The sequence below is a fragment of the Rhodoferax lacus genome (assembly GCF_003415675.1).
Taxonomy (GTDB): domain Bacteria; phylum Pseudomonadota; class Gammaproteobacteria; order Burkholderiales; family Burkholderiaceae_C; genus Allorhodoferax; species Allorhodoferax lacus.
This window is the reverse complement of record NZ_QFZK01000013.1, coordinates 47,976-70,746: the sequence shown is the minus strand read 5'-3', so window position 1 is coordinate 70,746 and position 22,771 is coordinate 47,976. Positions and strand designations below refer to the sequence as shown.

The 22,771-nt window shown below is 60.7% G+C and carries 19 protein-coding genes; 10 read left to right on the top strand and 9 right to left on the bottom strand.

What is annotated here, in order from left to right; all coding sequences use genetic code 11:
• Window positions 1-18: 18 nt before the first annotated feature.
• The 4 genes from cheB to DIC66_RS17130 are packed head-to-tail and all read left to right on the top strand — an operon-like array spanning window position 19 to window position 3,988.
• Window positions 19-1,116, top strand: coding sequence for a chemotaxis-specific protein-glutamate methyltransferase CheB (gene cheB / locus DIC66_RS17145; protein WP_117179321.1), 1,098 nt, complete (start codon window positions 19-21; stop codon window positions 1,114-1,116).
• Between the two features lie 10 nt (window positions 1,117-1,126).
• A complete protein-coding gene (locus tag DIC66_RS17140) occupies window positions 1,127-2,269 on the top strand; it encodes a hypothetical protein (RefSeq protein ID WP_117179320.1) in 1,143 nt (380 codons plus the stop codon).
• On the top strand, window positions 2,196-2,627 hold the full coding sequence (locus tag DIC66_RS17135) for a response regulator (protein ID WP_117179319.1): 432 nt from the start codon (window positions 2,196-2,198) through the stop codon (window positions 2,625-2,627). The genes DIC66_RS17140 and DIC66_RS17135 overlap by 74 nt, the downstream gene beginning before the upstream one ends.
• Window positions 2,628-2,647: 20 nt before the next feature.
• Window positions 2,648-3,988 carry a M48 family metallopeptidase gene (locus DIC66_RS17130; RefSeq protein ID WP_117179318.1) on the top strand — a complete coding sequence of 447 codons (1,341 nt, stop codon included), beginning with the start codon at window positions 2,648-2,650 and terminating at the stop codon, window positions 3,986-3,988.
• 351 nt (window positions 3,989-4,339) lie between these two features.
• Here DIC66_RS17130 and DIC66_RS17125 read toward each other — a convergent pair whose 3' ends face one another.
• The 3 genes from DIC66_RS17125 to DIC66_RS17115 all read right to left on the bottom strand — a co-directional run bounded on the left by DIC66_RS17125 (window position 4,340) and on the right by DIC66_RS17115 (window position 7,621).
• Window positions 4,340-6,100, bottom strand: a complete 1,761-nt coding sequence (locus DIC66_RS17125) for a methyl-accepting chemotaxis protein (RefSeq protein WP_117179317.1) — start codon at window positions 6,098-6,100, stop codon at window positions 4,340-4,342.
• A 55-nt stretch (window positions 6,101-6,155) separates the two neighbouring features.
• Window positions 6,156-6,554: a hypothetical protein gene (locus tag DIC66_RS17120; protein WP_117179316.1), complete on the bottom strand. Its 399-nt coding sequence runs from the start codon at window positions 6,552-6,554 to the stop codon at window positions 6,156-6,158.
• Between the two features lie 443 nt (window positions 6,555-6,997).
• Window positions 6,998-7,621, bottom strand: a complete 624-nt coding sequence (locus DIC66_RS17115; RefSeq protein ID WP_117179344.1) for a tyrosine-type recombinase/integrase — start codon at window positions 7,619-7,621, stop codon at window positions 6,998-7,000.
• Window positions 7,622-8,181: 560 nt separating this feature from the next.
• On the opposite strand from DIC66_RS17115, the gene DIC66_RS17105 reads away from it, so the two are divergent.
• Entirely contained in the window at window positions 8,182-9,132 is a 951-nt protein-coding gene (locus DIC66_RS17105) for a LysR substrate-binding domain-containing protein (RefSeq protein ID WP_117179314.1), read from the top strand.
• A 118-nt stretch (window positions 9,133-9,250) separates the two neighbouring features.
• On the opposite strand, the gene DIC66_RS17100 is transcribed toward DIC66_RS17105, so the two are convergent.
• From DIC66_RS17100 to DIC66_RS17075, 6 genes are all read right to left on the bottom strand, one after another.
• Window positions 9,251-10,831 carry a trimethylamine methyltransferase family protein gene (locus DIC66_RS17100; RefSeq protein WP_117179313.1) on the bottom strand — a complete coding sequence of 527 codons (1,581 nt, stop codon included), beginning with the start codon at window positions 10,829-10,831 and terminating at the stop codon, window positions 9,251-9,253.
• Window positions 10,832-10,894: 63 nt separating this feature from the next.
• The gene (locus DIC66_RS17095; protein ID WP_117179343.1) at window positions 10,895-12,061 is read right to left on the bottom strand and encodes an FAD-binding oxidoreductase; all 1,167 of its coding nucleotides are present in this window, start codon (window positions 12,059-12,061) and stop codon (window positions 10,895-10,897) included.
• Between the two features lie 8 nt (window positions 12,062-12,069).
• Entirely contained in the window at window positions 12,070-13,326 is a 1,257-nt protein-coding gene (locus tag DIC66_RS17090; protein ID WP_117179312.1) for an aromatic ring-hydroxylating oxygenase subunit alpha, read from the bottom strand.
• A 152-nt stretch (window positions 13,327-13,478) separates the two neighbouring features.
• The gene (locus tag DIC66_RS17085) at window positions 13,479-14,402 is read right to left on the bottom strand and encodes a LysR substrate-binding domain-containing protein (protein ID WP_117179311.1); all 924 of its coding nucleotides are present in this window, start codon (window positions 14,400-14,402) and stop codon (window positions 13,479-13,481) included.
• 52 nt (window positions 14,403-14,454) lie between these two features.
• The gene (gene purU / locus DIC66_RS17080) at window positions 14,455-15,330 is read right to left on the bottom strand and encodes a formyltetrahydrofolate deformylase (RefSeq protein WP_117179310.1); all 876 of its coding nucleotides are present in this window, start codon (window positions 15,328-15,330) and stop codon (window positions 14,455-14,457) included.
• Window positions 15,331-15,343: 13 nt separating this feature from the next.
• The gene (locus tag DIC66_RS17075; protein ID WP_117179309.1) at window positions 15,344-16,339 is read right to left on the bottom strand and encodes a 4-hydroxyproline epimerase; all 996 of its coding nucleotides are present in this window, start codon (window positions 16,337-16,339) and stop codon (window positions 15,344-15,346) included.
• A 481-nt stretch (window positions 16,340-16,820) separates the two neighbouring features.
• Here DIC66_RS17075 and DIC66_RS17070 point away from each other — a divergent pair, with 481 nt between their 5' ends.
• The 5 genes from DIC66_RS17070 to DIC66_RS17050 all read left to right on the top strand — a co-directional run bounded on the left by DIC66_RS17070 (window position 16,821) and on the right by DIC66_RS17050 (window position 22,770).
• Window positions 16,821-17,705, top strand: coding sequence for a dihydrodipicolinate synthase family protein (locus DIC66_RS17070; RefSeq protein ID WP_117179308.1), 885 nt, complete (start codon window positions 16,821-16,823; stop codon window positions 17,703-17,705).
• A gap of 104 nt (window positions 17,706-17,809) precedes the next feature.
• On the top strand, window positions 17,810-19,315 hold the full coding sequence (locus tag DIC66_RS17065; RefSeq protein WP_117179307.1) for an aldehyde dehydrogenase: 1,506 nt from the start codon (window positions 17,810-17,812) through the stop codon (window positions 19,313-19,315).
• A gap of 5 nt (window positions 19,316-19,320) precedes the next feature.
• Complete coding sequence (locus DIC66_RS17060; protein ID WP_117179306.1) at window positions 19,321-20,667, top strand: NAD(P)/FAD-dependent oxidoreductase; 1,347 nt, start codon at window positions 19,321-19,323, stop codon at window positions 20,665-20,667.
• An 82-nt stretch (window positions 20,668-20,749) separates the two neighbouring features.
• On the top strand, window positions 20,750-21,604 hold the full coding sequence (locus tag DIC66_RS17055) for a glycine betaine ABC transporter substrate-binding protein (protein WP_117179305.1): 855 nt from the start codon (window positions 20,750-20,752) through the stop codon (window positions 21,602-21,604).
• 77 nt (window positions 21,605-21,681) lie between these two features.
• Window positions 21,682-22,770, top strand: coding sequence for a quaternary amine ABC transporter ATP-binding protein (locus DIC66_RS17050; protein WP_117179304.1), 1,089 nt, complete (start codon window positions 21,682-21,684; stop codon window positions 22,768-22,770).
• Window position 22,771: the final 1 nt, after the last annotated feature.

The following is a 22,771-nucleotide window of genomic DNA, read 5'->3' as shown; positions in this document are numbered from 1 at the left end:
CGGAAAAGGACGCACCGGATGATCAAGCTGCTGATCGTGGACGACTCGGCCCTGATGCGCCGGCAGCTCTCTGCGCTCTTCGAGGCCGAGCCGGACTTTGACATCCGCCTGGCCCGCAACGGCCGCGAGGCGGTGCTGGAGAACAAGGCTTTCGAGCCCGACGTGGTCACCCTGGACATCAACATGCCGGAGATGGACGGGCTGACCGCGCTCTCGCTCATCATGCTGGAGCGCCCGGTGCCGGTGGTGATGGTGTCCTCGCTCACACAGAAGGGCGCCCTGGCCACGCTGGAGGCGCTCAACCTGGGCGCGGTGGACTATGTGGTCAAGCCCGGCGGCACGATCTCGCTGTCCATAGACACCATCCGCGAGAGCGTCATCAGCAAGGTGCGCACGGCCGCACGGGCCCGGCTCAAGCCACCCGTGGCAGCCCGCATGGCGCCCTCAAGCACTGCACGTGCGGCGCGGCCTGCACCGGCCAGGCTGGCCCCTTCCAGCCCGGCCCGTCTGGTGCCCGCCAGCAGCACGCCAGGCCCGCGCAACACGGCCAGCCGAGCAGGCGTGGTGCTGATTGGCGTGTCCACCGGCGGGCCGCGCACGCTGGAGATGATTCTTCCCAAACTGCCGGCCGACCTGCCCTGGCCGGTGCTGGTGGCGCAGCACATGCCGGCCAGTTTTACCCTGTCGTTTGCCGAACGCATGAACGGCCTGTGCGCCCTCAAGGTGGTGGAGGTGAGCAGCCCCATGGCACTGGAGCGCGGCACGGTCTACATCGCCAAGGGAGGAGCCGACATGCAGGTGGTGCACCGGGGGGGCCACCCCATGGTGATTGCCAAACCCGAGAGCGCCAGCCACCTCTGGCACCCCTCGGTGGAGCTCTTGGGCCGCTCGGCGCTGGAGCACTTCGAGCCCGCGCAGGTGCTGGGCGTGATGCTCACCGGCATGGGCAGCGATGGCGCTGAAGCCTTCGCCCAGATCAAACAACAGGGCGGCCGCACGATTGCCGAGTCGGAAGACTCCTGCGTGGTGTTTGGAATGCCTGCAGAACTCATCAAGCGCGGCGGCGCCTCGGTCGTCCTGGGCGCCGAAGACATCGCCCAACAGCGGGCTGTTTGACTTTCCGGAAATGTCACGCGTGCTGCATGCCGCGGAAGACCTGATGGTGGTGGTGCGCGATGGTGACCTGGACTTCAGCCAGGACCTGGCCGACCAGCTGCTCGAAGCCATGGACTTTGTCAGCCGCCTGCTGGACCGCATCGAGTCCGGCGACAGCCAGCTCTCGGCACACAGCAGCGAATCCGCCGCCCTGGCCCAGGCCCTGCGCCACCTGATTCCGGCAGCACGAGATGCAGGCCAGGACACAGACAGTGCAACGGCCCAGGCCACGCCCACGGTCAGCACTGCCGCGCATGACCTGGTTGCCTGCATGCAGTCACTCGCGGGTGTGCCCGAAGCCCTGCGCATGGACTGGTACCGCGCGGCTTGTGCCGAGACCACTGGCGGGCCGGCAGCAGACTTGCTGTGGCTGGCCTACACGCCCGAGCCCGAATGCTTCTTCAAGGGCGAAGACCCCTTCTACCAGGCGCGCCAACTGCCCGGCCTGCTGTGGCAACACGTGGACAGTGGCGAGGCCTGGGCCCCGCTGAACGAACTCGATGCCTACCGCTGCCAGCTGCGCTTTGCGTTCATCAGCAACGCGCCCCTGGCGCAGCTGCAGGAACACTTTCGCTATGTGCCCGAGCAGGTAAGCACGGTGGCTCTGCCCCTGCACCAGCTGGTGTTGCCCGTGGGCGATGCCAATGGCGGCGCGGTGTACGAAGACTTTGTGGTGGCGGCCCTGGCCCTGCTGGGGCGCGGTGACCTGGCCGGGCTGGAGCGCGCCGTGCGCTCCATGCTGGAGCTCTCGTCCTCGGGCCTGTGGCTGGCCTCGGCCCTGCGCTGGTTGCTGCTGTTGCTGGAATGCCCGGGCGACCAGCGCCCCGGCCTGCAGGCGGTGATCGAATCGCTGCGCAGCTTTGCCGCACCGGTGTGGCCGCAGGTGGTGGTGACCGTGCCGCAGCGCTGGAACTGGTGCTGTGCGGCACGTCCGAATCCACGCGGGCGCTTGAGCAACTGGACCTTGCCCTGGGCCAGGCCCAAAGCGCCATTGAACGCATCGCGCACGCCGTCGCCTGACCCCAACACCGGACCCCACCATGCAGCAAGACCCAACAACAACTACAACAGCCGGACAGCCAGGCGCCGCACTGTCGGTACTGGTCGTGGATGATGACGCCTTCAGCCAGGAAGTGTTCCGCAAATCATTGACCCACTGGGGCATCCGCCACATCCACACCGCCGGTGACGGACGCGAAGGCATGCAGGTGCTGGCCGGTCTGAACCCGCCGCCCGACTTCCTGATCTGCGACATCTTCATGCCCGACATGGATGGCATCGAGTTTGTGGGCGCACTGGCGCGCCAGCATTACCAGGGCGGCCTGATTCTGGTGACCGGCAGCAACAACGACATGCTGGACGTGGCCCGCGAGATTGCCACCCTGAGCGGACTGAACCTGCGCGGGGTGTTCGTCAAGCCGCTGCTGAAGCAGGCGCTGGGGGAGGCGATGGGGCTGGTGGCTGAGGCGTAGCTGGGCCCCAGACAGTACGAATGAAGCGCGTGCTGATTTCACCCGTATGGGGGATGTACCGCCGACGCAGTTTCAAGCAGGATGGGGCTGTATTTGATTCGAACAACAGACAAAATAAAGGACAGGACTCCATGCGAATTCGAGGGCTCGTTTCACTGAGCGCCACAGCGGTACTCCTCTGCCTGGGTGGATGCGCTACCAATACGATGACCGGCAGAAACCAGCTTGCGCTTGTTAGCGAAGCATCTGTTTCCCAACAAAGTGTCAGTTCATACACATCCATGATGGGAGACTTCGACAAGAAGAACAAGCTAATCGAAGGCACCGCACTCAACACGCGCATTGACACCATCACCAACCGGCTCATACAGCAAGCTGTCTTGTACCATCCAAAGTCCGCACAGTGGGACTGGAAGGTGTCTGTCATAGATGACGAAAAAACCATCAATGCCTTCTGCATGCCAGGCGGCCTCATGGCGATCTACACCGGACTCATCAGCAGCTTGCGGGCTACCGATGATGAGATAGCCAACGTGATGGGGCATGAAATCGGCCACGCTCTGGCAGGCCATGGCGCCGAGAAGATGTCCATGCAGATGGCAAGCAATACGGGTGTGGCAATACTGTCCATCCTGATTGCCAAGGACAACAAGGACTACCAGACAACCAACACCGCACTGGCGGCAGGCGCACTGGCTTTTATCAACCTGCCCAATAGCCGCACAACGGAAGTCGAGGCCGACAAGCTCGGGATCGAGCTCGCCGCACGTGCAGGCTACGATCCAGCGGCCTCGGTGAGCCTGTGGGAAAAAATGGCAACGGCCACCCATAGCAAGGGCAAGGGCGACTTCATGAGCACCCATCCGTCGCCCGAGAAGCGCCAGGAAAACCTCAGACGCCTGAGCGTGTTGATGCAGCCGCTTTACGCGTATGGCAAAAGTGCAGCGATGCCGTATGACTGGCTTCATGGAGCGAAATACAGCCGCCCCACGTATTCCGAGAAAGATGCCATTGCCTTCTACTCTGAAGAGTGGGAAGCGTTCAAGGCAGGCTCCACGTCCCTCTCTGGAGAGAACCAGGTAAGCCTTGTCTTGAAGCAAAGGGACTTGGCAAAGGCCTACCAGGAACAGCACTGGCGCGACCTCGCCTTGGGCGTAAGCGCAAGCAATTACCGATGGGACCTGGGCTACTTCTACCTGGCAAGCGCTGCGGCTGCACTAGGCTATCCCAAGGCAGCCAGAGTCTACGCAAGCACAGCAGAAGAGCTGGCTGCTGAAGCAGGGACCGCATGCGCACAAAAGCGCCTGCTGTCGTGCAGCGGTATTGATGTGGCGAATGAAGTCAGGAGGATGGGCCGATGAGGGGGAACGATTCAATGGAGTCGCGTGGTTGATCTGTCGGGATGGTGGGGCTTTCTGGGGTTGAATAGACTTACGACTGTTCACGGAAAGTGCCGTATGTAGATCACTGGTCCGCTTGCCGCAAACAGTTGCAGCGGGGCGTAACGGCTCCATTCCAGGGCAAAGAAACCTCGCTTTGCAAATTCAACCCGCGACAAGGTCCAAAGCGTGCCGCAGTCGCGGTATCTCAAGAGTGCCCATACATTAAAAAATGTGTGCGTCGCGCAATCAACAAATAGGTTTTTTGCGATAGTGGAGGCTGAATTGCTGAAAGGGGTTGATTGGGTGCGCAACCCACTGATCCGAGGTCCATTAAAACGTCTCCCATTCATCTGCAGCGCCAGCCGCGACTGTTGCCTTGGAAGTCGGTAGCGGCTGCGGCAATCGTACCGCCTTGGTCACAGCCTGTTTCGATGGCACTGGATTTATCCTGGCAGTTACAGCAAAATTTGTGCGTAGTTCATTGCCCCTTTTTGCCATATCCATATGTCCTGACGAGCGAACCGCGGTCCTGACAATATTCTCTTCTGCACCGAGTTTGAATACAGAGACAGTCTGAACAAGTTCCCCTGATTGCGAATTCATATTGCTGGCCGCAGCTGCCATCTGCTCAACTAGGGCCGCATTCTGTTGGGTGGCCTGGTCCAGCTGCGTGACAGCCTCGGCAATTTGCACCACACTGGTCGCCTGCTGGTCGCTGGCTGAGCTGATTTCACCAACCAAATCGCTCACCTTGCGAATCGACCCAACAACTTCCGTCATGGTCGTACCAGCTTCATTGACCAAGACTGAGCCTTGCTCAACGCGCTCCACACTGGCGTTTATCAAGCTCTTTATTTCCTTGGCTGCATCGGCACTGCGCCCGGCCAGTGAGCGCACTTCACTAGCTACCACGGCAAAGCCCCGACCCTGCTCGCCCGCACGGGCGGCTTCCACCGCGGCATTGAGCGCAAGGATGTTGGTCTGGAAAGCAATTCCATCGATGACGCTGATGATGTCGCCAATCCTCCTTGAGGAGTCGTTGATGTCTTTCATGGTTGCAACGACCCTGCCGACCACTTCGCCGCCTTTTGCCGCTACCGAGCTGGCTTGCAGGGCCAATTGGTTCGCTTGACGTGCGCTGTCTGCGTTATGACGAACGGCGTCGCCGAGCTGAGACATGGACGCATCGGTTTCTTCGAGAATTGCTGCCTGGGCTTCGGTCCGGTTGGACAGGTCCATATTGCCAGACGCAATCTCTGCACTGGCAGACGCGACCGCATCAGATCCCAGCCGAACTTTAGTAACCAGGGACAAGAGGCTTCTTTGCATTTCGCGCAAAGCCTTCAGGAGTGAGGAGATCTCATCGGATCCCTTGACATCTATCGGATAGGTCAGGTCGCCGTGTGAAACCGCATCAGCCACCGCGACTGCGAACTTCAGGGGCGCCGTAATGCTTCTTACCAGCCAAATACCAGCAGCAGCAGCCAGAATCGCAGCAATCGATCCCGCCACAATGGTAAGCACGCGTGTTGCACTGATTTGCTCCGTGTTGGCAGCACCTGTCGCATTGACATTTTCCAACTGACTTGCACTGAGTTTCTCCAATGCCACCAGAAATGGAGCAAGCATGGGGATCATTTCTTCATCAGCTGCAAATGCGGCTTCGGCCTGCTTGCCGTCTTTTATCATGCCAACAATCCGCTGGACACCGGCCACATAGAGTCTGTGGCGCTTTCTGACTTCCGCCACGATCGCCGCATCCTTTTCATTGGCGGCCAGGGCTTTCTCCAGGGCTTCAAGTTTTTTGAGTATGCGAACATCCCTGTCTGCGACTTCTTTGGAGAGTCTGGCCTGCAAATCTGTGCTGGAGGACACCAGGATCACCATGCTGGCGATGGCATTGTCTTTGGCCAGAAGATGCATTTCCGTCACTTGGGATTGCAGGTTGACACCTGTTTCCATTGCGTTGGAATTCGCAGCAACACGAGCCAGTCCCATCTGTGCCGCCAGCACCAGCAACCCGATGGTGGCCAACACTACGCCAAAGGCGAGTGCAACCCGGGCACCAATTTTCATATCAAAAATATTCATTTAAAAAGCCACACCATCTTGCGAAGGTGTGGCCCAGGTATGAGGTTGGAGCAGTTCAGGTGCCGAGGTCGCCTAGCAACTGCTGACACTTCGTGTAACGTTCTTTTTGAATACCGTTGGCCAGCTTTTTTGCGTCATCATCTTTGCCTGACAAGACTGCGGGAACCAGTTCGGTTTCACGCGTCTTCTTGAATGCTGCCCAGGTGTCCTGCAGTTCTTTGAATTGCGCTTCCTTGCCTGCTGGAGCCTTCATTTTTGCCAGATGGGCCGATACTTTGTCGGCAGATTCCTTGACAATCTTTTGCTGGTCTACACCGCGCTTGTCCTTGTTGACGACAAACGTAACCAGCGATTCGCGGGCAGCCGTCATTTCGGTTCTCAAGTCATCAAACTCACCGGCGGAAGCCACCAGCGCGAACACGAAAAGGGCCAAACCAGAAAGCAGTTTTTTCATATCAGTTGCACCGGAAAAGCGGTGATTTATTTAACGACACTAACAGTATGTATTACACCCAGGCCCACTTTTGACAAACATGCACACATCGCATTGGTTTGACCGAAAATGTATGAATGGATGGTCTCAGACATTGGGCTCCTTGATCATTTGTATCAATGTCTAATCACTGCCTATGGCAGGATAACTCAATGCATTTCCTCCGGGAAATCCATTTCAGCTTTTCTATCCCCAGAAGGATCCGGCACTGCGGGTTGGCACAGATGCTGCTGCCTAACAGCCAACGGCGAGGTTGACTTTCATGATGCTGTCCTTGATGCGCGTTAAAGCCAAAAGCGCAATTGGTACAGAGCTGCAACAGTTACGGGCCAGGTGCAGTCACTTGCGAATGGCCGGTAACTGGAAGCCAAAATTGGCGTAGGTCGCCGGCCCGGCCTCTCCGTTCAAATCTCCGTTTGCTCCGAAAGTTCTAAGGCATCCTCGACCTCAATTCCGAGGTAGCGCACGGTGCTTTCCAGCTTGGTGTGTCCCAAAAGCAATTGCACGGCACGGATGTTTTTGGTGCGACGGTAGATCAAGGACGCTTTGGTACGACGCATGGTGTGAGTGCCATAGGCTGTTGGATCCAGCCCGATTTCCTCAATCCAGGAATCCAATATCCGCGCATACTGCCTAGTTCCCAAGTGTGGGGAATCATGAACCCGGCTGGGAAACAGGTAATCGTCATTTGCCAATTCCGCCTCCTTGATCCATTCAGTTACAGCATCTCTCGTTGGCTGCGTGATTTCAAACTGCACGGGTTGTGACGTCTTCTGCTGCATGACGATCGCACGCGTTGAGACGCGATCGCCATGGCAAATATCCCGCACACGTAAACGGACCAAGTCGCAGGCCCTGAGCTTGCTATCCAACCCAAGATCAAAGAGCGCAAGCTCCCGTGTGCGATGGCCAAGTTGAAGTCGTATGCGGATGGCCCAGATGTCTTTAAGTTTCAACGGGGCCTTCTGGCCAACAATTTTCCCTTTGTTCCACGGAACTTTGACGGGTGAAGCACTTTCGCTGTCCATGATGCTCTCCTTAAGTTGAAGGGGAGAGCAACTGTGGACCGACCACGCCAATAGTCAATTCCGTATCTGCATTGGAAATGCCTGAGAGCGGACGTTGGTCGATGGCACTTGGGTGCCCAAAGCGGAAGCCCACTTGGCGTGATTTGCTGCCAGAGAGCTGACATCAAAACTCATGAATGACCCCGATGGCTGAACAAAAGTTGTTGTGTGGGTCTCCGTTGTGGATGGGATGAATGATCGCAATCCCGGCAAGGTCGTAATCAGTAGTCGCCTGTATTCTTGTCGACTACTCTGCACGACCGATATGGCCCACATGGAATTGAACCTGGCTGCGGCAGCCATTGCCTTGACGGCGTATGCACTGACGAAACTCAATGCTGACGTGGCGGATTATTCACATCCAGGGTGCCCGGATGCCCCGGCCGTGCTGCAGTTGGCGGGTGTGAAAGCGCCGTCCCCTATAAAGGCGTGGCTGCGGGTTCGAGGGGAAAGCGCAATCGCGCTCTCCCTTGCGCTACAGTGCACCTAGCCCATTGTTCGCAGCAAGTCACACCGTACCCATGGCCAAGCATTCCGATCCCGATCAAACCCTGATGAAGATGCCCTCTCTCAGGGCAGTCAAGTCGTTTGTGGCTGCGGCCAAGTACCAGAGCTTTACCCGTGCGGCCGAGTCCCTCTGCGTCACCCAGGCTGCAGTGAGCCGACAGATAAGGGAGCTGGAAGACTACCTAGGTACCGTGCTTTTTATCCGCTCGGGTCGCACCGTCACCCTCAGCCCCGAGGGCTCGGTTTTCTATGACGCGGCGCAGCTGTCTTTCATCAATATTTCGCAGGCGGCTGAGCGCATCCGCATCAAGAACCCGCTGCGCCAGCCGCTGGTCATTTGCTGTTCGCCGGCTTTTGCGTCACTGTGGATTCAGCCGCGTTTGCCGGCTTTTCTTGCGGCCAACGCGGACATCGAACTCACGCTGATTGCAACCCAGGACTTCTTGTCCATGGAGGCGGGCGTGCAGCCCGACATCTTCATTAACAAGATGAGCCGGGTGCGCGAGGGCTATTCCAGCACGCGGCTGTTCCATGACGTGGTCTACCCTGTTTGCACAAAGAAATATTTGCGCAACTGCCACGCGCTTGCCACGCCCGAAGACCTGCGTGATGCCATACTGCTGGACCTCAGTCCCTACGGCCGCTCGCAGCTGGCTGAGCATGTGGACTGGAAGGTGTGGCTGTCCCTGCACGATGTGGATGTGAGCTCACGCGCCAACCCGGTTCACCAGCCGTTCAGTTCCAACGACTACAACACCGTGATCCAGCTGGCGATTGCGGACCAGGGCGTCGCGCTGGGCTGGCACCATCTGGTGGGTGATCTGGTGGCCAAGGGCACGCTGGTGCGGCCCATACCCGACGAGATCGTGCACAAGGACCGCTGCCACTACCTCAACGTACGTGAAGACCGTTCCGAGAGCGATGCCTGCAGGCGCTTTCGCGACTGGATTGTGGGTCAGCTGTAGATCCCGGGCATCCGTACTGCAACTGCAGCAGCACGCGACCAACTGGCGGGCCGCGTACAGCTTACCGCGGCGGGCTGGCCATCCACGCTGATCGTGGTCCAGGATGGCATGGCTGCGTTCAATACGTTTCGTTCAAACCCAGATGGTCCGGGATCTCGCGCTCGCGGCGGGCGATAAAGTCCAGCAGCGCCTCATTGGTGCCGGCATCCAGAGAGGGTTCCACGTATTCGTCCAACACCTTGCGGGCATGCTTGAGGGCGCGCTCGGTGATCTCCTGTGAGCCATCTGCCACCCATTGTTCAATGGAGTTGTTGTCAAACAGCTTGGGCATGAAGAAGGCGCGCTGGAAGTTGGCCAGGGTGTGGGCATGACCCAGGTAGTGGCCGCCGGGGCCGACATCGCGCACGGCGGCCATGGCCTCGTCAAAGTCATCCCACTGGATGCCAGACACCATGCGATGCGCCATGGCGCATTGCTCGGCATCCACCATGAACTTGGCTACTGAGCAGTGCATGCCGGCTTCGTTCCAGCCGGCCGAGTGCCAGATGTAGTTGGCTCCGGCCATCTGCACGGCCATGGAGGTGGTGGCGCTCTCGTAGCCGGCTTGCGCATCAAAGGTCTTGGCGCCGCCGAGTTGGTTGGAGGTACGCCAGGGAATGTTGTAGTAGCGCGCCATCTGGCCGATCATGAAGTTCATCAGCGAGATTTCTGGCGTGCCTGCCATCGGTGCGCCCGACCGCATCGACACCGTGGATAGGTAGTGGCCATATATGGCGGGTGCGCCCTTGTTGACGATCTGGGTGTAGGCCAGGGCGGCCAGGGCTTCGGCGTTCAGCTGGGCCACGGCAGGCGCGGTGGAGGCCGGCGTGTTGGCGCCTCCCAACACAAAGGGCGAGCACAGCACTGGCTGGCGGCGCTTCACAAAGGCACGCAGTGCGCCCAGCATGGTTTCGTCCCACACCAGGGGCGAGTTGCCGTTGACGTTTCCGGTGGTCACGGCGTGGTCTTGCAAGTAGTCCGCGCCAAACAAGATCTCGCACATGCGCATCACGTCTTCGGCGTTCTTGCCGGAAGTGGTCATGCCCATGAACATCTTGTCGGAATGCTTCATTGACGAGTAGGTGATGTGCATGTGGCGGTACGGTACGGCAATGTCCATGGGCTCCACGATGTGGTGGGCGGTGGAATGCAGCGCGGGCGACATGTGTGCCAGCTTGTGGAACATGGACAGGTCGGCCAGCGTGGGCAGGCGGCGCACGTCATCCAGGTCACGCAGGAAGGGTGCGCCCGTCATGGGTACAAACACCGAATTGCCGCCCCCAATTTCCACGTTGTTGGCCGGGTTGCGCGCGTGGTACTTGATTTCGCTGGGCAGCGAAGAGATCAGCTCACGGATGTGGGCGCGGTCCGGGTATACGCGTTCACCGTCCACTCGGGCTCCGGCATTCTTCCAGTCCTGCAGGGCGATGGGGTCGCGAAACACAATGCCCACTTCTTCCAGAATGGACATGGAGGCATTGTCAATCTTGAGCACCTGCTCCGGTGTCATCGCATCCACTACCGGCAACTGGCGCTTGAGCGTGGGCAGCATGGCCTGGACGTTGGTATTGCGCAGCGCCTGGCGTGCGCCGCGCGCGCCGCGGCGGGGGTGTGCCGGGGCGGTTTCAAAGGCAGTGGGGGCGGCGACAGATTCGGTCATGGCGGTGTATTGTGTGAGGTGAAGGGGTGGGGAAACACAAGCAGGGTGACGGCGGGCATCGGGCTAAAGCTCCAGCACCAGATCGGACTCCGGGCGGCTGCAACACAGCAGGCGCAGGCCCTTGTCGATCTCACGCTGGCGGATGCCGCCTTGGTGGGTCATTGCGACCTGGCCCTGCAACAACGGGGTCTTGCAGGTGCCGCACAGGCCCTGGCCGCAGGACGATGGCACCGGTACACCGGCACGGCGCAGCGAGGCCAACAGCATGTGCGCACCGCTGACGGTGATGGTTTTTTTCGATTTGGCCAGGGTGACGCTGAAGCTGGCTGCTTCGATGGGAGGGGCTGCACTGGCCGTCGACGACGGCGGTGACTCGGCAACGGCTTCGGCAGACCCTGCGGTCGTACTGCCCAGGTCAAAACTCTCCTGGTGGTAATGCTCTGCCGGGTGGCCGCCACGCAGCAACAGTTCTTGCGCCGCCTGCATATAGCCGGCCGGTCCGCAGGTGAAGACCTCGCGCTGCGGGAAATCGGGCACCAGCCGCTGCAACAGCTCCAGGCTCAGGCGGCCCACCGGCCCCTGCCAGTCGGGCGCATCGCCCTTGCTCTCACACACTTGCATGACTTGCAGGCCCGGCAGCCGGGACTGCAGGGCAATCAGCTCCTGCCTGAACACGATATCCGCCGGCGTGCGCGCGCTGTGGACGAAGACGATGTCGCGGTCCAGCCCGAGGTCATGACCGGCGCGTGTCATGGCCATCAGCGGGGTGACACCGGAACCGGCAGACAGGTACAGCAGCTTGCTGCGTTGCCCCGGTGCCGGTGTGAACATGCCGGCTGGGCCAAAGGCCTCCAGTGTGGCGCCGACGTGCAGGTGGGCGTGCAGCCAATTGGACAGGATGCCGCCGGGCACTTTTTTCACTGTGATGCTGATCGTGAAGGGTCGCGCCGGAGACGACGAAATGGTGTAGCAACGCATCAGCGGCAGGCCGCCTACCGTGGCACGCACGGTGATGAACTGGCCGGGCATGAAGGCCGCGGGTGCCGCATCCGGCTGGCGGAAGGTGAAGCTCTTCACGTCATGCGTCTCGTCGCTCACGGCGCAGCATTGCAGCAGCCGACTTTCGGTGCTGGGCCAGAGGGGCAGGCGCTCCCAGGTTTCCGGGTTGCTGAACAGCGCTTCGGCCTGGTGGCCAGCGGGCAAGGCGGCGGGGGATTCGGGCGAGCGCATGGCCTGGCTCACAGACCGTGGGCCTGCAGGCGCGCGGCATACCACTGCGCGAACTGGTCCACATAGCTCTCGGTAAACGGCGACAGGGGGCCCGGCTGGTAACCCGGGTCCTGGGTGCCCGCGTGGTTGATGGCCACCAGACTTGCGTCCTGCGCATTGGTAGCGACCCAGACTTCGGTCAGGCCGGACAGGGTGTAGTCCACGCCTTCGATGGCGTCCTGGTGTACCAGCCACTTGGTGCGCACCAGCGTCTTGTCGGGTGCCAGCGGAATGATGTAGGAGATGACTGCGTGGTCGCTCATCACATGCGACCAGGAGCTGTGCGTCCACAAATGCGTGTCGCCGCTGTCGCGTCGCGTTACCTCGCCCAGCAGGCGCTTGCAGGCTACTTGCGTATCCAGCGTTTGTGATTCACCGGCGCCGGCAATCACCAGCCGCTGGGTGCGAAACAGGGTGGTGTTCTCAGACCCCAGTGCTTCCACCGCATGCGAGACCAAACCGTCGGCAGCCCAACTGGCGGCGCAGGCGGCGTTGCGGGCGTGGTAGGCCTCCAGTGCCTGCTGTGACTCCGGACTCAGACCGTCGGGGCAATAGCCGAAGTCTTCCGGCAAAAAGGAGTTGGTCAGCTCAGGGTGGGTGCCGGCGCAGTGGTAGCACTCGCGGTTGTTTTCAATCACCAGTTTCCAGTTGCCGTTCTCGATGATTTCGGTCTCATACGCAATCTTGCATTGGTCCAGCTGGTAGGGCGCCAGGCGCGGGCGCATGCTGTCTTCCAGCAGAGCGATGTCTGCGGGCGCCTCTTTGGCCAGGCAGACAAAAATCAGGCTGCCCACCACGCGCAGGTGCACCGGCAACAGGCTGCGGCAGCTGGCGTCAAAGCCGCTGCCCATGTGGGTGGTGTGGCGCAGGCTGCCGTCCAGGTCGTAGGTCCACTGGTGGTAGGGGCAGACCAGCATGCCCACGGTGGACTTGCCGGCTTCTTTCAGGCGCGCGCCGCGGTGCCTGCAGACATTTCGCCAGGCCCTGATGTCCTCGTTGTCATCACGCACGATCAGTACCGAAGCTTTACCAATGTCCACCGTGCAGACATCGCCGGGCTCCGGCACATCGGCCGTTACGCCGACCAGAATCCAGTGCTTGTGGAAAAAGACCTTCACGTCGGTATCAAACACGTCGTCGCGGCCATAGAGGGCGCCGGGCAGGGTACAGCCGGTCTCGCGCTGGCGCAGCAGTTCACTGTGGGAATGCAGGGTATGGGTGCTCATGGGCTTCCTTCTTCGTCGCTGGGCCCGGGCTGGCTTGCTGGCCAGGCACCGGAGGGATGGAAGTAGTATCTGAAGCACCCAGAAGAGCGTCAACGCGCTATATTTTCCCTTTCGCATTACATGGGGTAATGCGAACCAGTGGTGCCCTGGCCTCAGTCCGGCCGGTCTTTTTGCAGCCACGCAATCAGCTGGCTGACGCTGTGGTTGGGGCTGCGACCGTGTGGCACCACGGCGTAGTAGGCGTTGCGGGTCTTCACCGAGGCCGTGCCAAGCCGCACCAGCTCCCCACTGTGCAGCTGCTCCTGCAACAGGCGCGACCAGCCCAGCGTGACGCCTTGGCCCAACAAGGTGGCCTGCACGGCATCGGTGTAGAGGCTGCATTGCAGCGTGAAGTCCAGCTTTTGCCGCAGTGCACCGGCCAGCAGAAACCATTCCTCCCAGCCCATCCAGCCTTCCGAGGTGGAGAGGGACTCAATCAGCGGTGCCCGGGCCAGTTCGGCCAGCGACTGCGGTGCCGGGTTCTCCTGTAACCAGCGTGCCGAACAGACCGGAAACACTTCTTCGTCATAGAGCAGAGTGGCGCTGCCATCGCTCCACTTGCCGTTGCCATAGCGCACGGCCAGGTCCACCTCGTTGTGGCGCAGGTCGGCAGTAAACATTTGCGTGGTCAGGCGCAGGCGCAATTGCGGCAGCATGCGGCGCAGGTCACCGAGCCGGGGCATGACCCGAAAGCGGGAGAAGGCCGCCGTGGTGGCCAGCACCAGCTCCTGCACATGTTGGCCGCCGGAGATGCGGTCAAACGCGCCGGCAATGCGCTTCATTGATTCGGCCACCACCGCGTACAGGGTCTCACCCTCGCTGGTCAGCACGATGGCCCGGTGCTGCCTGTGGAACAGAGGTGCACCCAGCATCTCTTCCAAGCCACGCACTTGCCGGCTTACCGCCGGCTGGGTCACCCCCAATTCGTCAGCGGCCTTGGTAAAGCTGCCCAGGCGTGCGGCCGCCTCGAACTCGACCAGAGCGGTCAGTGAGGGCAGGAGTCGGCGGTAGCCTTTCTTATCTTCTGCTGCTTTCATGGGTACATGGAGCCTTGGTGCGGGTGATCCTTGGCCCATGGTAACCGGCGCCTTAGTCGAAAATCACGGTCTTGGTCTCGTTCAGCAACACCCGGCGTTCCACATGTAAGCGCACGGCGGTGGCCAGCGCCCGGCATTCGGAGTCTCGCCCGGTAGCCGCCAGTTTGTCGGGGGTGTAGCTGTGGTCCACGCGCAGCACGACTTGCTCGATGATTGGGCCTTCGTCCAGGTCCGCAGTCACATAGTGGGCCGTAGCACCGGTCAACTTGACGCCGCGCGCGTGGGCCTGGTGGTAAGGCTTGGCACCCTTGAATCCGGGCAGAAAGCTGTGGTGGATGTTGATGGCCTGTCCGCGCAGACGGCGGCACAGATCATCGGACAGCACCTGCATATAGCGCGCCAGTACCACCAGCTCGCTTTGGGTTTCGTGCACCAGCTCCATCAGCCTGAGCTCCTGCTCGGCTTTGGTTTGCGGCGTGACCGGAAGGTGCACAAAACGTATGCCCTGAGCCTCCACCAGGGCTTGCAGATCCGGGTGGTTGGATACCACGGCGCTGATGTCCATCCTGAGCTCACCGGTGCGCTGGCGGTAAAACAAATCCACCAGACAGTGGTCAAACCGGGACACCATGATGAGCACCCGGGGCCGCAGTGCTGCGTCCACAATGGCCCACTCCATTTGCTCGCTCTGCGCCACGTCATGGAAGTCGGAGCGCAATGTGTCCAGCGCAGGCGTCCGCCCGGGCTCGCCATAGAAGCTGATGCGTATAAAAAAGCGCCCGGTAACCCCATCTGCGAACTGGTGCATGTCGTCGATGTAGCAACCATGCGCGGCCAGAAAGCCCGATACACGGGCCACCGTACCGACGCGGCTATCACAGCTCGCGGTCAGGATGTAGTGGGGTTTGCCGGAAATGGATATGTGCATGAACAGGATACTTCTAGGTCAATTGAAAACCGTACGCCAGCGGGTCGCTGTCGTCGACAAAAATGGTGTTGTGGCCAATCACCTGCGCCCAGCCGCGCACGCTCGGCACGATGCCGGTAAGGCTGCCAATAGTGGCCGTGCTTTCCACACCGCCCACATAGATGGTGCCAATCAGGCTCTCGTTGCGGTAGCTGTCGCCGACCTGCAAAAGACCTTTTCCATGCAGTTGCGCCAACCGCGCGGACGTGCCGGTGCCGCCCGGCGAGCGGTCTATCGCCTTGTCGCCATAGAACACGGCAGAACGGCCGTCGGATTGCGCGCCGCCCTTGTCACACCACAGAACATGGTGCACGCCCTGGATGCGCGCGTCGTCTGGGTGAACGGGGTTGAGCAGTGGCGCCAGTGCGCTGCGCAGGCTTTGGCTGTGTGCAATGAGGGCGTTCGCCGTCATGCCATCAAGCCCGTTCCAGTTGGCCTGTGGATCGACGATGGCGTAGTAGTTTCCGCCATAGGCTACATCCACCGTCAGGCGGCCCAGACCCGGCACGTCCACCTCCATATCGCGGTGCGAGAGAAAACTGGCCACATTGAAGAACTGTACCCACGCCACCTTATGGCCCTGCATGGCGTATTGCACCTCTATCACCCCCGCCGGGGTCTCAATGGTAAGGCGCCCCGGCGTGCGTGGCTGCACCAGGCCTTCTTCTATGGCAATGGTGACCAGGCCCAGCGTGCCAGCACCACACATGGGCAGGCAGCCGCTCACCTCAATGAACAGAACGCCAAAATCGCATTCGGGCCGTATGGATGGGTACAAGATTGCGCCCGACATCGCATCGTGGCCACGCGGCTCAAACATCAGCGCCTTGCGAATCCAGTCGTGATCGCGCACAAAAATTTCACGCCGATCGGCCATGGACAGGTGGGGCAACATGGGGAAGCCCCCAGCCACCACGCGCACCGGGTTGCCACAGGCATGCGCATCAATGCAGAAGAAGGTATATCGCACCAGGGGGGCCTTTCAGAGTTGGTTTCGTGATGCATGGTTTGCCATGGCAACGCACACACCATAGAGCCGACTGCCATGGTGTACCGCGCAGAACCCGTCAAATCCTGTGCATATTTCGCCGCTCGGCGATGCCGGCGGGGCGCCCATTAGGGTTTGTCTGGATGTCGGTTTTGTGATGCTCCCGGCGCCCCATGCGTGATCTGAAGGGTTCAGCGAAGGTGCGCTGAGGCCCCTCAAAATGCACGTAAAACGGTAGCTTGAAAACGCCTGATTGCGGGCCGTTTTCAGAGGAGAATTCCAATCTGGTGCAGTCTGCGCCAGGCCAGTGCAAAGCACGTACCGGCGTGGTGCAAAAGGCTGTTTCACATTACCTGAGGTTATCAATTGCCGCCAGAATTTGTCGTTTGAGGCCCGTCAATAACTCACTTAATCTTCGTCCCAATCCAACGCAGACAGCTTGGCAACACCACGAGGACATAGTATGAATTTCGACGGCATCTGGACCCCCATCGTTACCCCCTTTGCAGCCAATGGCCAGATGGATATGGCAGCGGTTGGCCCTTTGGTCGAGCGCCTGATTGAACAAAAAATCAGCGGACTGATTGTGGGTGGCACCACCGGCGAGTATTACGCTCTGAGCAACCAGGAGCGCAAGGATTTGTTGCAGTGCGTATCCGGACTGACCAAGGGGCGTATCCCCTTGATGGCCGGTATCAACGCTACTACGACCGACGAGAGTCTGGATATTGGTCTGTACGCCAAAGGGCTTGGCTATGACTCAATACTGGTGGCCGCACCCTACTACTGCCAGCCCACGCAGGAAGAACTGCTGGCCCACACGCTGGCGATCGACGATGCGATCAACCTGCCGGCCATGCTCTACAACTTTCCTGCCCGGACCGGAACCGAAATGAGCTTTGAGTACATCGACGCGCTCAAGAACCGCCCCAACTTCCAGGCCATCAAGGAAAGCACTGGCTCGGTGGAGCGCATGCATCGCCTCATCACGGAATATGCCGACCAGCTGCAAACCGGTTGCGGCATGGACGACCAGATTCTGGAGTTCTTTGCCTGGGGTGCGCGCTGCTGGGTTGGTGGTGCTTCCAATTTCTGCGGTGCGCAGCATGTGGCCCTGTACCAGAAGGCCGTGGTGGACAAAGACCTGAGCGCCGCGCGCGCCCTGGCCGCCAAGTTCCTGCCGCTCTTGAGCGTGCTGGAGCAGGGCGGCAAGTTCTGCCAGTACGTCAAATACGGCTGCGAACTCTCGGGCCTGCCCGTGGGCAACACCCGCAAGCCTTTGCTGCCCTTGAACCAGGCCGAAAAAGACCGCTTCAAGCTGGTTTACGACGACCTGATGGCTGCCTGAGCAGCACCGCACAACCCGCCTTTCCTTCCGGCTTTTTAGTGCGCAGATTTCTGCGCAGGGGGGAAGGCTTTGCCCGAATTTATTGATTCAACCTGGAGCCCGAGATGAGCGACGTTCACACCTTTGAAGACTATGCGGCCATTGCCAAGCACCTGAATTTTCAGAGCCGCGCCTTTATCAATGGCGCCTTTTGCGATGCCCTGTCGGGTGAAACCTTTGCCTCGCTCAACCCGGCCACCGGCGCGGTGCTGGCCCAGGTGGCGGCCTGTGGCAAGGCGGATGTGGATGTGGCGGTACAAGCCGCCAAGGCCGCGTTCGATGATGGCCGCTGGAGCCGCCTGCACCCCAGCGATCGCAAAGCGGTGCTGATGCGTTTTGCGCAACTGATGGAAGACAACGCCACCGAACTCTCGGTGTTGGAGAGCGTGGACAGCGGCAAGCCGGTGGGCGAGTGCGTGGGTGTGGACATTCCAGAGACCATCAAGACGATTCGCTGGCATGCCGAGCTGATCGACAAGATTTACGACACCACCGCACCCGCCGGCCCCAATGTGCTGGCGCTGGTGAGCCGCGAGGCGATTGGCGTGGTCGGCCTGGTGCTGCCCTGGAACTTTCCGCTCTTGATGCTGGCCTGGAAGATTGGTCCGGCCCTGGCTGCCGGTTGCTCGGTGATCGTCAAGCCCGCCGAACTCACCACGCTCTCCACCCTGCGCGTGGCCGAGTTGGCGCAAGAGGCCGGCATTCCCGCCGGTGTCTTCAATGTGGTCACCGGCAGCGGCAAAGATGCGGGCGAGCCGATCGGCCTGCACCCCGAAGTGGACATGGTGAGCTTTACCGGCTCCACGGTCACCGGCAAACGCTTCTTGCGTTACGCCGCAGACTCCAACCTCAAGCGCATCGTGCTGGAGTGCGGTGGCAAGAACCCGGCCGTGGTGCTGGGTGACGCCGAAGACCTGGACGCAGTGGCTGCGCACGTAGTGAATGGCGCGTTCTGGAACATGGGTGAAAACTGCTCGGCCACCTCGCGCCTCATCGTGCAGGCCTCCATCAAAGACAAGCTGCTGGAGGCTGTAGGCCGCGCCCTTGAGGCCTGGAAAACCGGCGACCCGCTGGACCCTGCCAACAAGATTGGTGCGCTGGTAAGCTGCGGGCACTTCGAAAAAGTAAATTCCTATCTGGAGCAGGCCAAGGCCGATGGCTGCAAGTTTGCATTCGGCGGCAGGACCTACGGCGGCGCATTTGTGGAGCCCACGGTGGTGGAGGGCGTGACGCCGCAAAGCCGCTTGTTCCGCGAAGAAATCTTTGGTCCCATTCTGTGCGTCACCACCTTCGACACCGTGCCAGAGGCCGTGGCCCTGGCCAATGACACCGTCTACGGTCTGGCCGCTTCGGTCTATACCGCCAACCAGCGTCATGCCATGAAGCTGGCGCGCGAGATCCGCGCCGGAACCGTCACGGTGAACTGCTTTGGCGAGGGCGATGTGAGCACCCCGTTTGGCGGTTTCAAGGAGTCGGGCTTTGGCGGCCGTGACAAATCCATCCACGCCCACGATCAGTACACCGAGCTCAAGACCGTGTGGATTGACATCACGGAGCCGGCCGCGGAGTAACAGCCATGCGCAGCATTGTCGTCAAGCCCTTACCCGCGGACACCGGTCGCAGTGGCTGGGAGGCCATCAGCACGCGTCCGTTTGCGCCGCAGGAATTGCACGCCGATAGCACGGCCGACTGGCTCATCATCGGCGCCGGCTTCGGCGGTCTGTCTGCTGCGCGCCGTCTGCTGCAGCTGCGGCCTAAAGATCGCATCGTGGTGCTGGACGCCAGGCAGTTGGCCCAAGGCCCGGCCGGGCGCAACTCCGGCTACATGATCGACGTACCGCACAACCTCAGCTCCGGGGAATATTCCGCCGCCGGTGCCGAGGCCACCGCGCTGGAGATTACGCAAAACCGTTTTGCGATTGACTTCGCCAAGTCCGCCGCCGCCGAGTACGGCATCAGCCGCGAGGCCTTCGATGCCTCGGGCAAGATCAATGCGGCTTCCACCGAACGCGGACTGAAGCTCAACGCCCGTTATGCCGACTCGCTGCAAGGCATTGGCGAGACCCGCGAGATTCTGGACGCCCAAGCCATGCGCGAACTCACCGGCACCAACTACTACCGGGGCGGACTGCGCACCCCTGGCGCGGTGATGATCCAACCGGCCGATTACATCTACGGACTGGCCGCAGGCCTGCACCAACAGATCGACCTGTTTGAAAACTCACCGGTGCAGTCCCTGGAAAAACAGGGCAGCAGTTGGCGCGCTCGCACACCCAAGGGCTCGGTCACTGCGCCGAATGTGATCCTGGCTGTCAACGGCTTGTTGCAGGACTTCGGCCACTGCAAGGGGCGGCTGATGCATGTGTTTACCTATGCGTCCATGAGCGCCGCGTTCAAGCAATCCGACTTTGGCGGCAAGGTCAGTGGCGCTGCGCGCTGGGCACTGCTGCCCGCAGACCCCATGGGTGCCACGGTGCGCAAGATCACCACCGATGGCAAGAGCCGGATCGTCGTGCGTACGCGCTTTACCTATGACCCCAGCATGCAGGTGTCCGATGCGCGGGTGGCGCGCATTGGCGTGGCCCAGGGCAAATCCTTTGTCGCGCGTTTTCCGGAGTTGAAGTCCGTGCCAATGGAATACAGCTGGGCGGGCCGCTTGTGCCTGACCCTCAACAACGTGTCGGTGTTTGGCGAAATCGAGCCCGGTCTTTTCTCCGCCTGTGTGGAGAACGGTCTGGGCACGGTGAAAAGCACCCTGGCCGGTGTACTGGCGGCGGACCTGGCAACAGGCACGCCGTCACCCCATCTGGCTGCATTACAGAGTCAAGCGAAACCGCGCCGTCTGCCGCCCGAGCCTGTGGCTTGGCTGGGCATCAACGCGGTCATTCGAATGCAGGAATTGCGGGCGGGGCGCGAAAGCTAAAGCGCAGCGCTGCAATGGTGAGGAGTTTGCGGGCAGCAGAACTTCTTGGGTTTTTAGACATCATCAACAGGAGTAAATCGAAATGAAGAAATTTGTGAAAGCACTATGCGCCGTGGCCATGGCCGGCATGACCATGTTCTCGGCCCACGCAGCCGAAGAGAAAAGCATCACCATGGGCACCCTGTCCTGGGATGACTTGACGCCCATTACGGCCGTCACCAAGAAGGTGCTAGAGGATGCCGGCTACAACGTCAAGGTCACCACCTTTGCCGAGTGGGGCATTGCCTTCGCCGCCCTCTCCAAGGGTGACGTGCAGCTGCTGGCCAGCCAGGTCAACTACATCTCGCAAGACCACTGGGACAAGAACAAGAGCCGCCTGGAAAAGCTCTCCGCTGTCTCCCACGGTCTGTACCAGTCGTTTGCCGTGCCCAAGTACGTGAACATTGACAGCATTGACCAGCTCAATGCCAATGCCGACAAGTTTGGCGGCAAGATCGTGGGCATCGAGCCCGGCTCCGGCCTGATGCGCGACGCCAAGACGGCAGTGGGCTCTTACGGCCTCAAGCTCAAGCTGGTCGAAGGCAGCACCGCCGCCATGTCGGCCGCTGTGAAGTCGGCCACCGCCCGCAAGGAGTGGGTGGTGACCACGGTGTGGGAACCCTCGGAGTTCATGAAGAAATACGACCTGAAGTTCCTGAAAGACCCCAAGGGCGTGTTCCCCCCACCCCAGACCTATTACTGGCTGGCCAACAAGGGCTTTTCGGCCAAGTACCCGGTCGCGCGTGAGCTGATTGCCGGTGTCTACCTGCCCCTCGAAGACCTCAATGACATCAACCTGGATCTGGCCGATGGCAAGAAGCTGGATGACCTGATGAAGGACTGGTACGGCAGCCACGCCGACCTGATGAAGCGCTGGTCCAATATCAAGAAAGACTAAGTAGTCGTCGGAAAAATGGTTGCGCAAGGGCTGGCATGTGCCGACCTTTGCGCGGCCCCATAAAGGAGAAAACAGAGATGAGCAGCAGCACAGACGCGCAGGAAGTTCTGATCGATTGCAAATCGGTCTGGAAAGTATTTGGCGACAAGTCGCACCAGGCCATGAAGGCCATCGCGGAGCGGGGCTTGTCCAAGACGGAAGTGCTGCGCGAGTTTGATTGCGTGGTTGGCGTTTCCAACGCCGACATCCAGGTCCGCAAGGGCGAGATCTTCTGCATCATGGGCTTGTCGGGCAGTGGCAAGTCTACGTTGATTCGCCTGCTCAACCGCCTGATCGAACCCAGTGGCGGCGCGATCCACATCAAGGGCCAGAACCTGATGCAACTGAATGCTGCCGAGCTTCGCGCCATGCGCGCCAAGCACATCGGCATGGTGTTCCAGGCCGTGGCCCTGCTGCCGCACCGCAACGTGCTCGAGAATGCCGCCTTTGGTCTGGAAGTGCAGGGCGTTCCCAAGGCTGAGCGCCACAGAATAGCCACTGCCGCGTTGGCCAAAGTAGGCCTTTCGGACTGGACCCACAAGATGCCGCGCGAACTCTCAGGCGGGATGCAGCAACGGGTAGGCCTGGCCCGCGCCATTGCCGCCGACCCCGAAATCATTTTGATGGACGAGCCCTTCAGTGCGCTCGATCCACTGATTCGCCGCCAACTGCAGGACGAATTCCGCCAGCTCGCCAAAGAGCTGGGCAAGTCGGCCGTGTTCATCACGCATGACCTGGACGAAGCGATGCGCATTGGCGACCGCATTGCCATCATGAAGGATGGCGTGATTGTGCAGACCGGCACCGCCGCCGACATTGTGCTGAACCCGGCCAATGCCTATGTGGCCGAATTTGTGGCCGGCATTTCGCACCTGCATTTGGTGACCGCCCGTTCGGTGCTGCGCCCGCTGGCGGAGTTCCAGAAGGCATCACCGCAAGTGGACGTGCAGGCCCTGCCGCGCGCCACGCCCGAGGCTGACCTGGACGCGCTGATTGCCATCATGGTGGAAGCCCCCGACCACGCCGTTGCGGTGTGGGAGGGCGGCGCGCTGCTCGGCATCGTAACCTCCAAGGCACTGCTCAAGAGCGTGCAGGAAAAGCCGGCCCAGGCCGCTGCGGAGGCCTGAG

Coding starts and splice junctions, on each gene's coding strand:
- cheB (WP_117179321.1), top strand. CDS start 19: ATGATCAAGCTGCTGATCGTGGACGACTCGGCCCTGATGCGCCGGCAG.
- DIC66_RS17140 (WP_117179320.1), top strand. CDS start 1,127: ATGTCACGCGTGCTGCATGCCGCGGAAGACCTGATGGTGGTGGTGCGC.
- DIC66_RS17135 (WP_117179319.1), top strand. CDS start 2,196: ATGCAGCAAGACCCAACAACAACTACAACAGCCGGACAGCCAGGCGCC.
- DIC66_RS17130 (WP_117179318.1), top strand. CDS start 2,648: ATGAAGCGCGTGCTGATTTCACCCGTATGGGGGATGTACCGCCGACGC.
- DIC66_RS17125 (WP_117179317.1), bottom strand. CDS start 6,100: ATGAATATTTTTGATATGAAAATTGGTGCCCGGGTTGCACTCGCCTTT.
- DIC66_RS17120 (WP_117179316.1), bottom strand. CDS start 6,554: ATGAAAAAACTGCTTTCTGGTTTGGCCCTTTTCGTGTTCGCGCTGGTG.
- DIC66_RS17115 (WP_117179344.1), bottom strand. CDS start 7,621: ATGGACAGCGAAAGTGCTTCACCCGTCAAAGTTCCGTGGAACAAAGGG.
- DIC66_RS17105 (WP_117179314.1), top strand. CDS start 8,182: ATGGCCAAGCATTCCGATCCCGATCAAACCCTGATGAAGATGCCCTCT.
- DIC66_RS17100 (WP_117179313.1), bottom strand. CDS start 10,831: ATGACCGAATCTGTCGCCGCCCCCACTGCCTTTGAAACCGCCCCGGCA.
- DIC66_RS17095 (WP_117179343.1), bottom strand. CDS start 12,061: ATGCGCTCGCCCGAATCCCCCGCCGCCTTGCCCGCTGGCCACCAGGCC.
- DIC66_RS17090 (WP_117179312.1), bottom strand. CDS start 13,326: ATGAGCACCCATACCCTGCATTCCCACAGTGAACTGCTGCGCCAGCGC.
- DIC66_RS17085 (WP_117179311.1), bottom strand. CDS start 14,402: ATGAAAGCAGCAGAAGATAAGAAAGGCTACCGCCGACTCCTGCCCTCA.
- purU (WP_117179310.1), bottom strand. CDS start 15,330: ATGCACATATCCATTTCCGGCAAACCCCACTACATCCTGACCGCGAGC.
- DIC66_RS17070 (WP_117179308.1), top strand. CDS start 16,821: ATGAATTTCGACGGCATCTGGACCCCCATCGTTACCCCCTTTGCAGCC.
- DIC66_RS17065 (WP_117179307.1), top strand. CDS start 17,810: ATGAGCGACGTTCACACCTTTGAAGACTATGCGGCCATTGCCAAGCAC.
- DIC66_RS17060 (WP_117179306.1), top strand. CDS start 19,321: ATGCGCAGCATTGTCGTCAAGCCCTTACCCGCGGACACCGGTCGCAGT.
- DIC66_RS17055 (WP_117179305.1), top strand. CDS start 20,750: ATGAAGAAATTTGTGAAAGCACTATGCGCCGTGGCCATGGCCGGCATG.
- DIC66_RS17050 (WP_117179304.1), top strand. CDS start 21,682: ATGAGCAGCAGCACAGACGCGCAGGAAGTTCTGATCGATTGCAAATCG.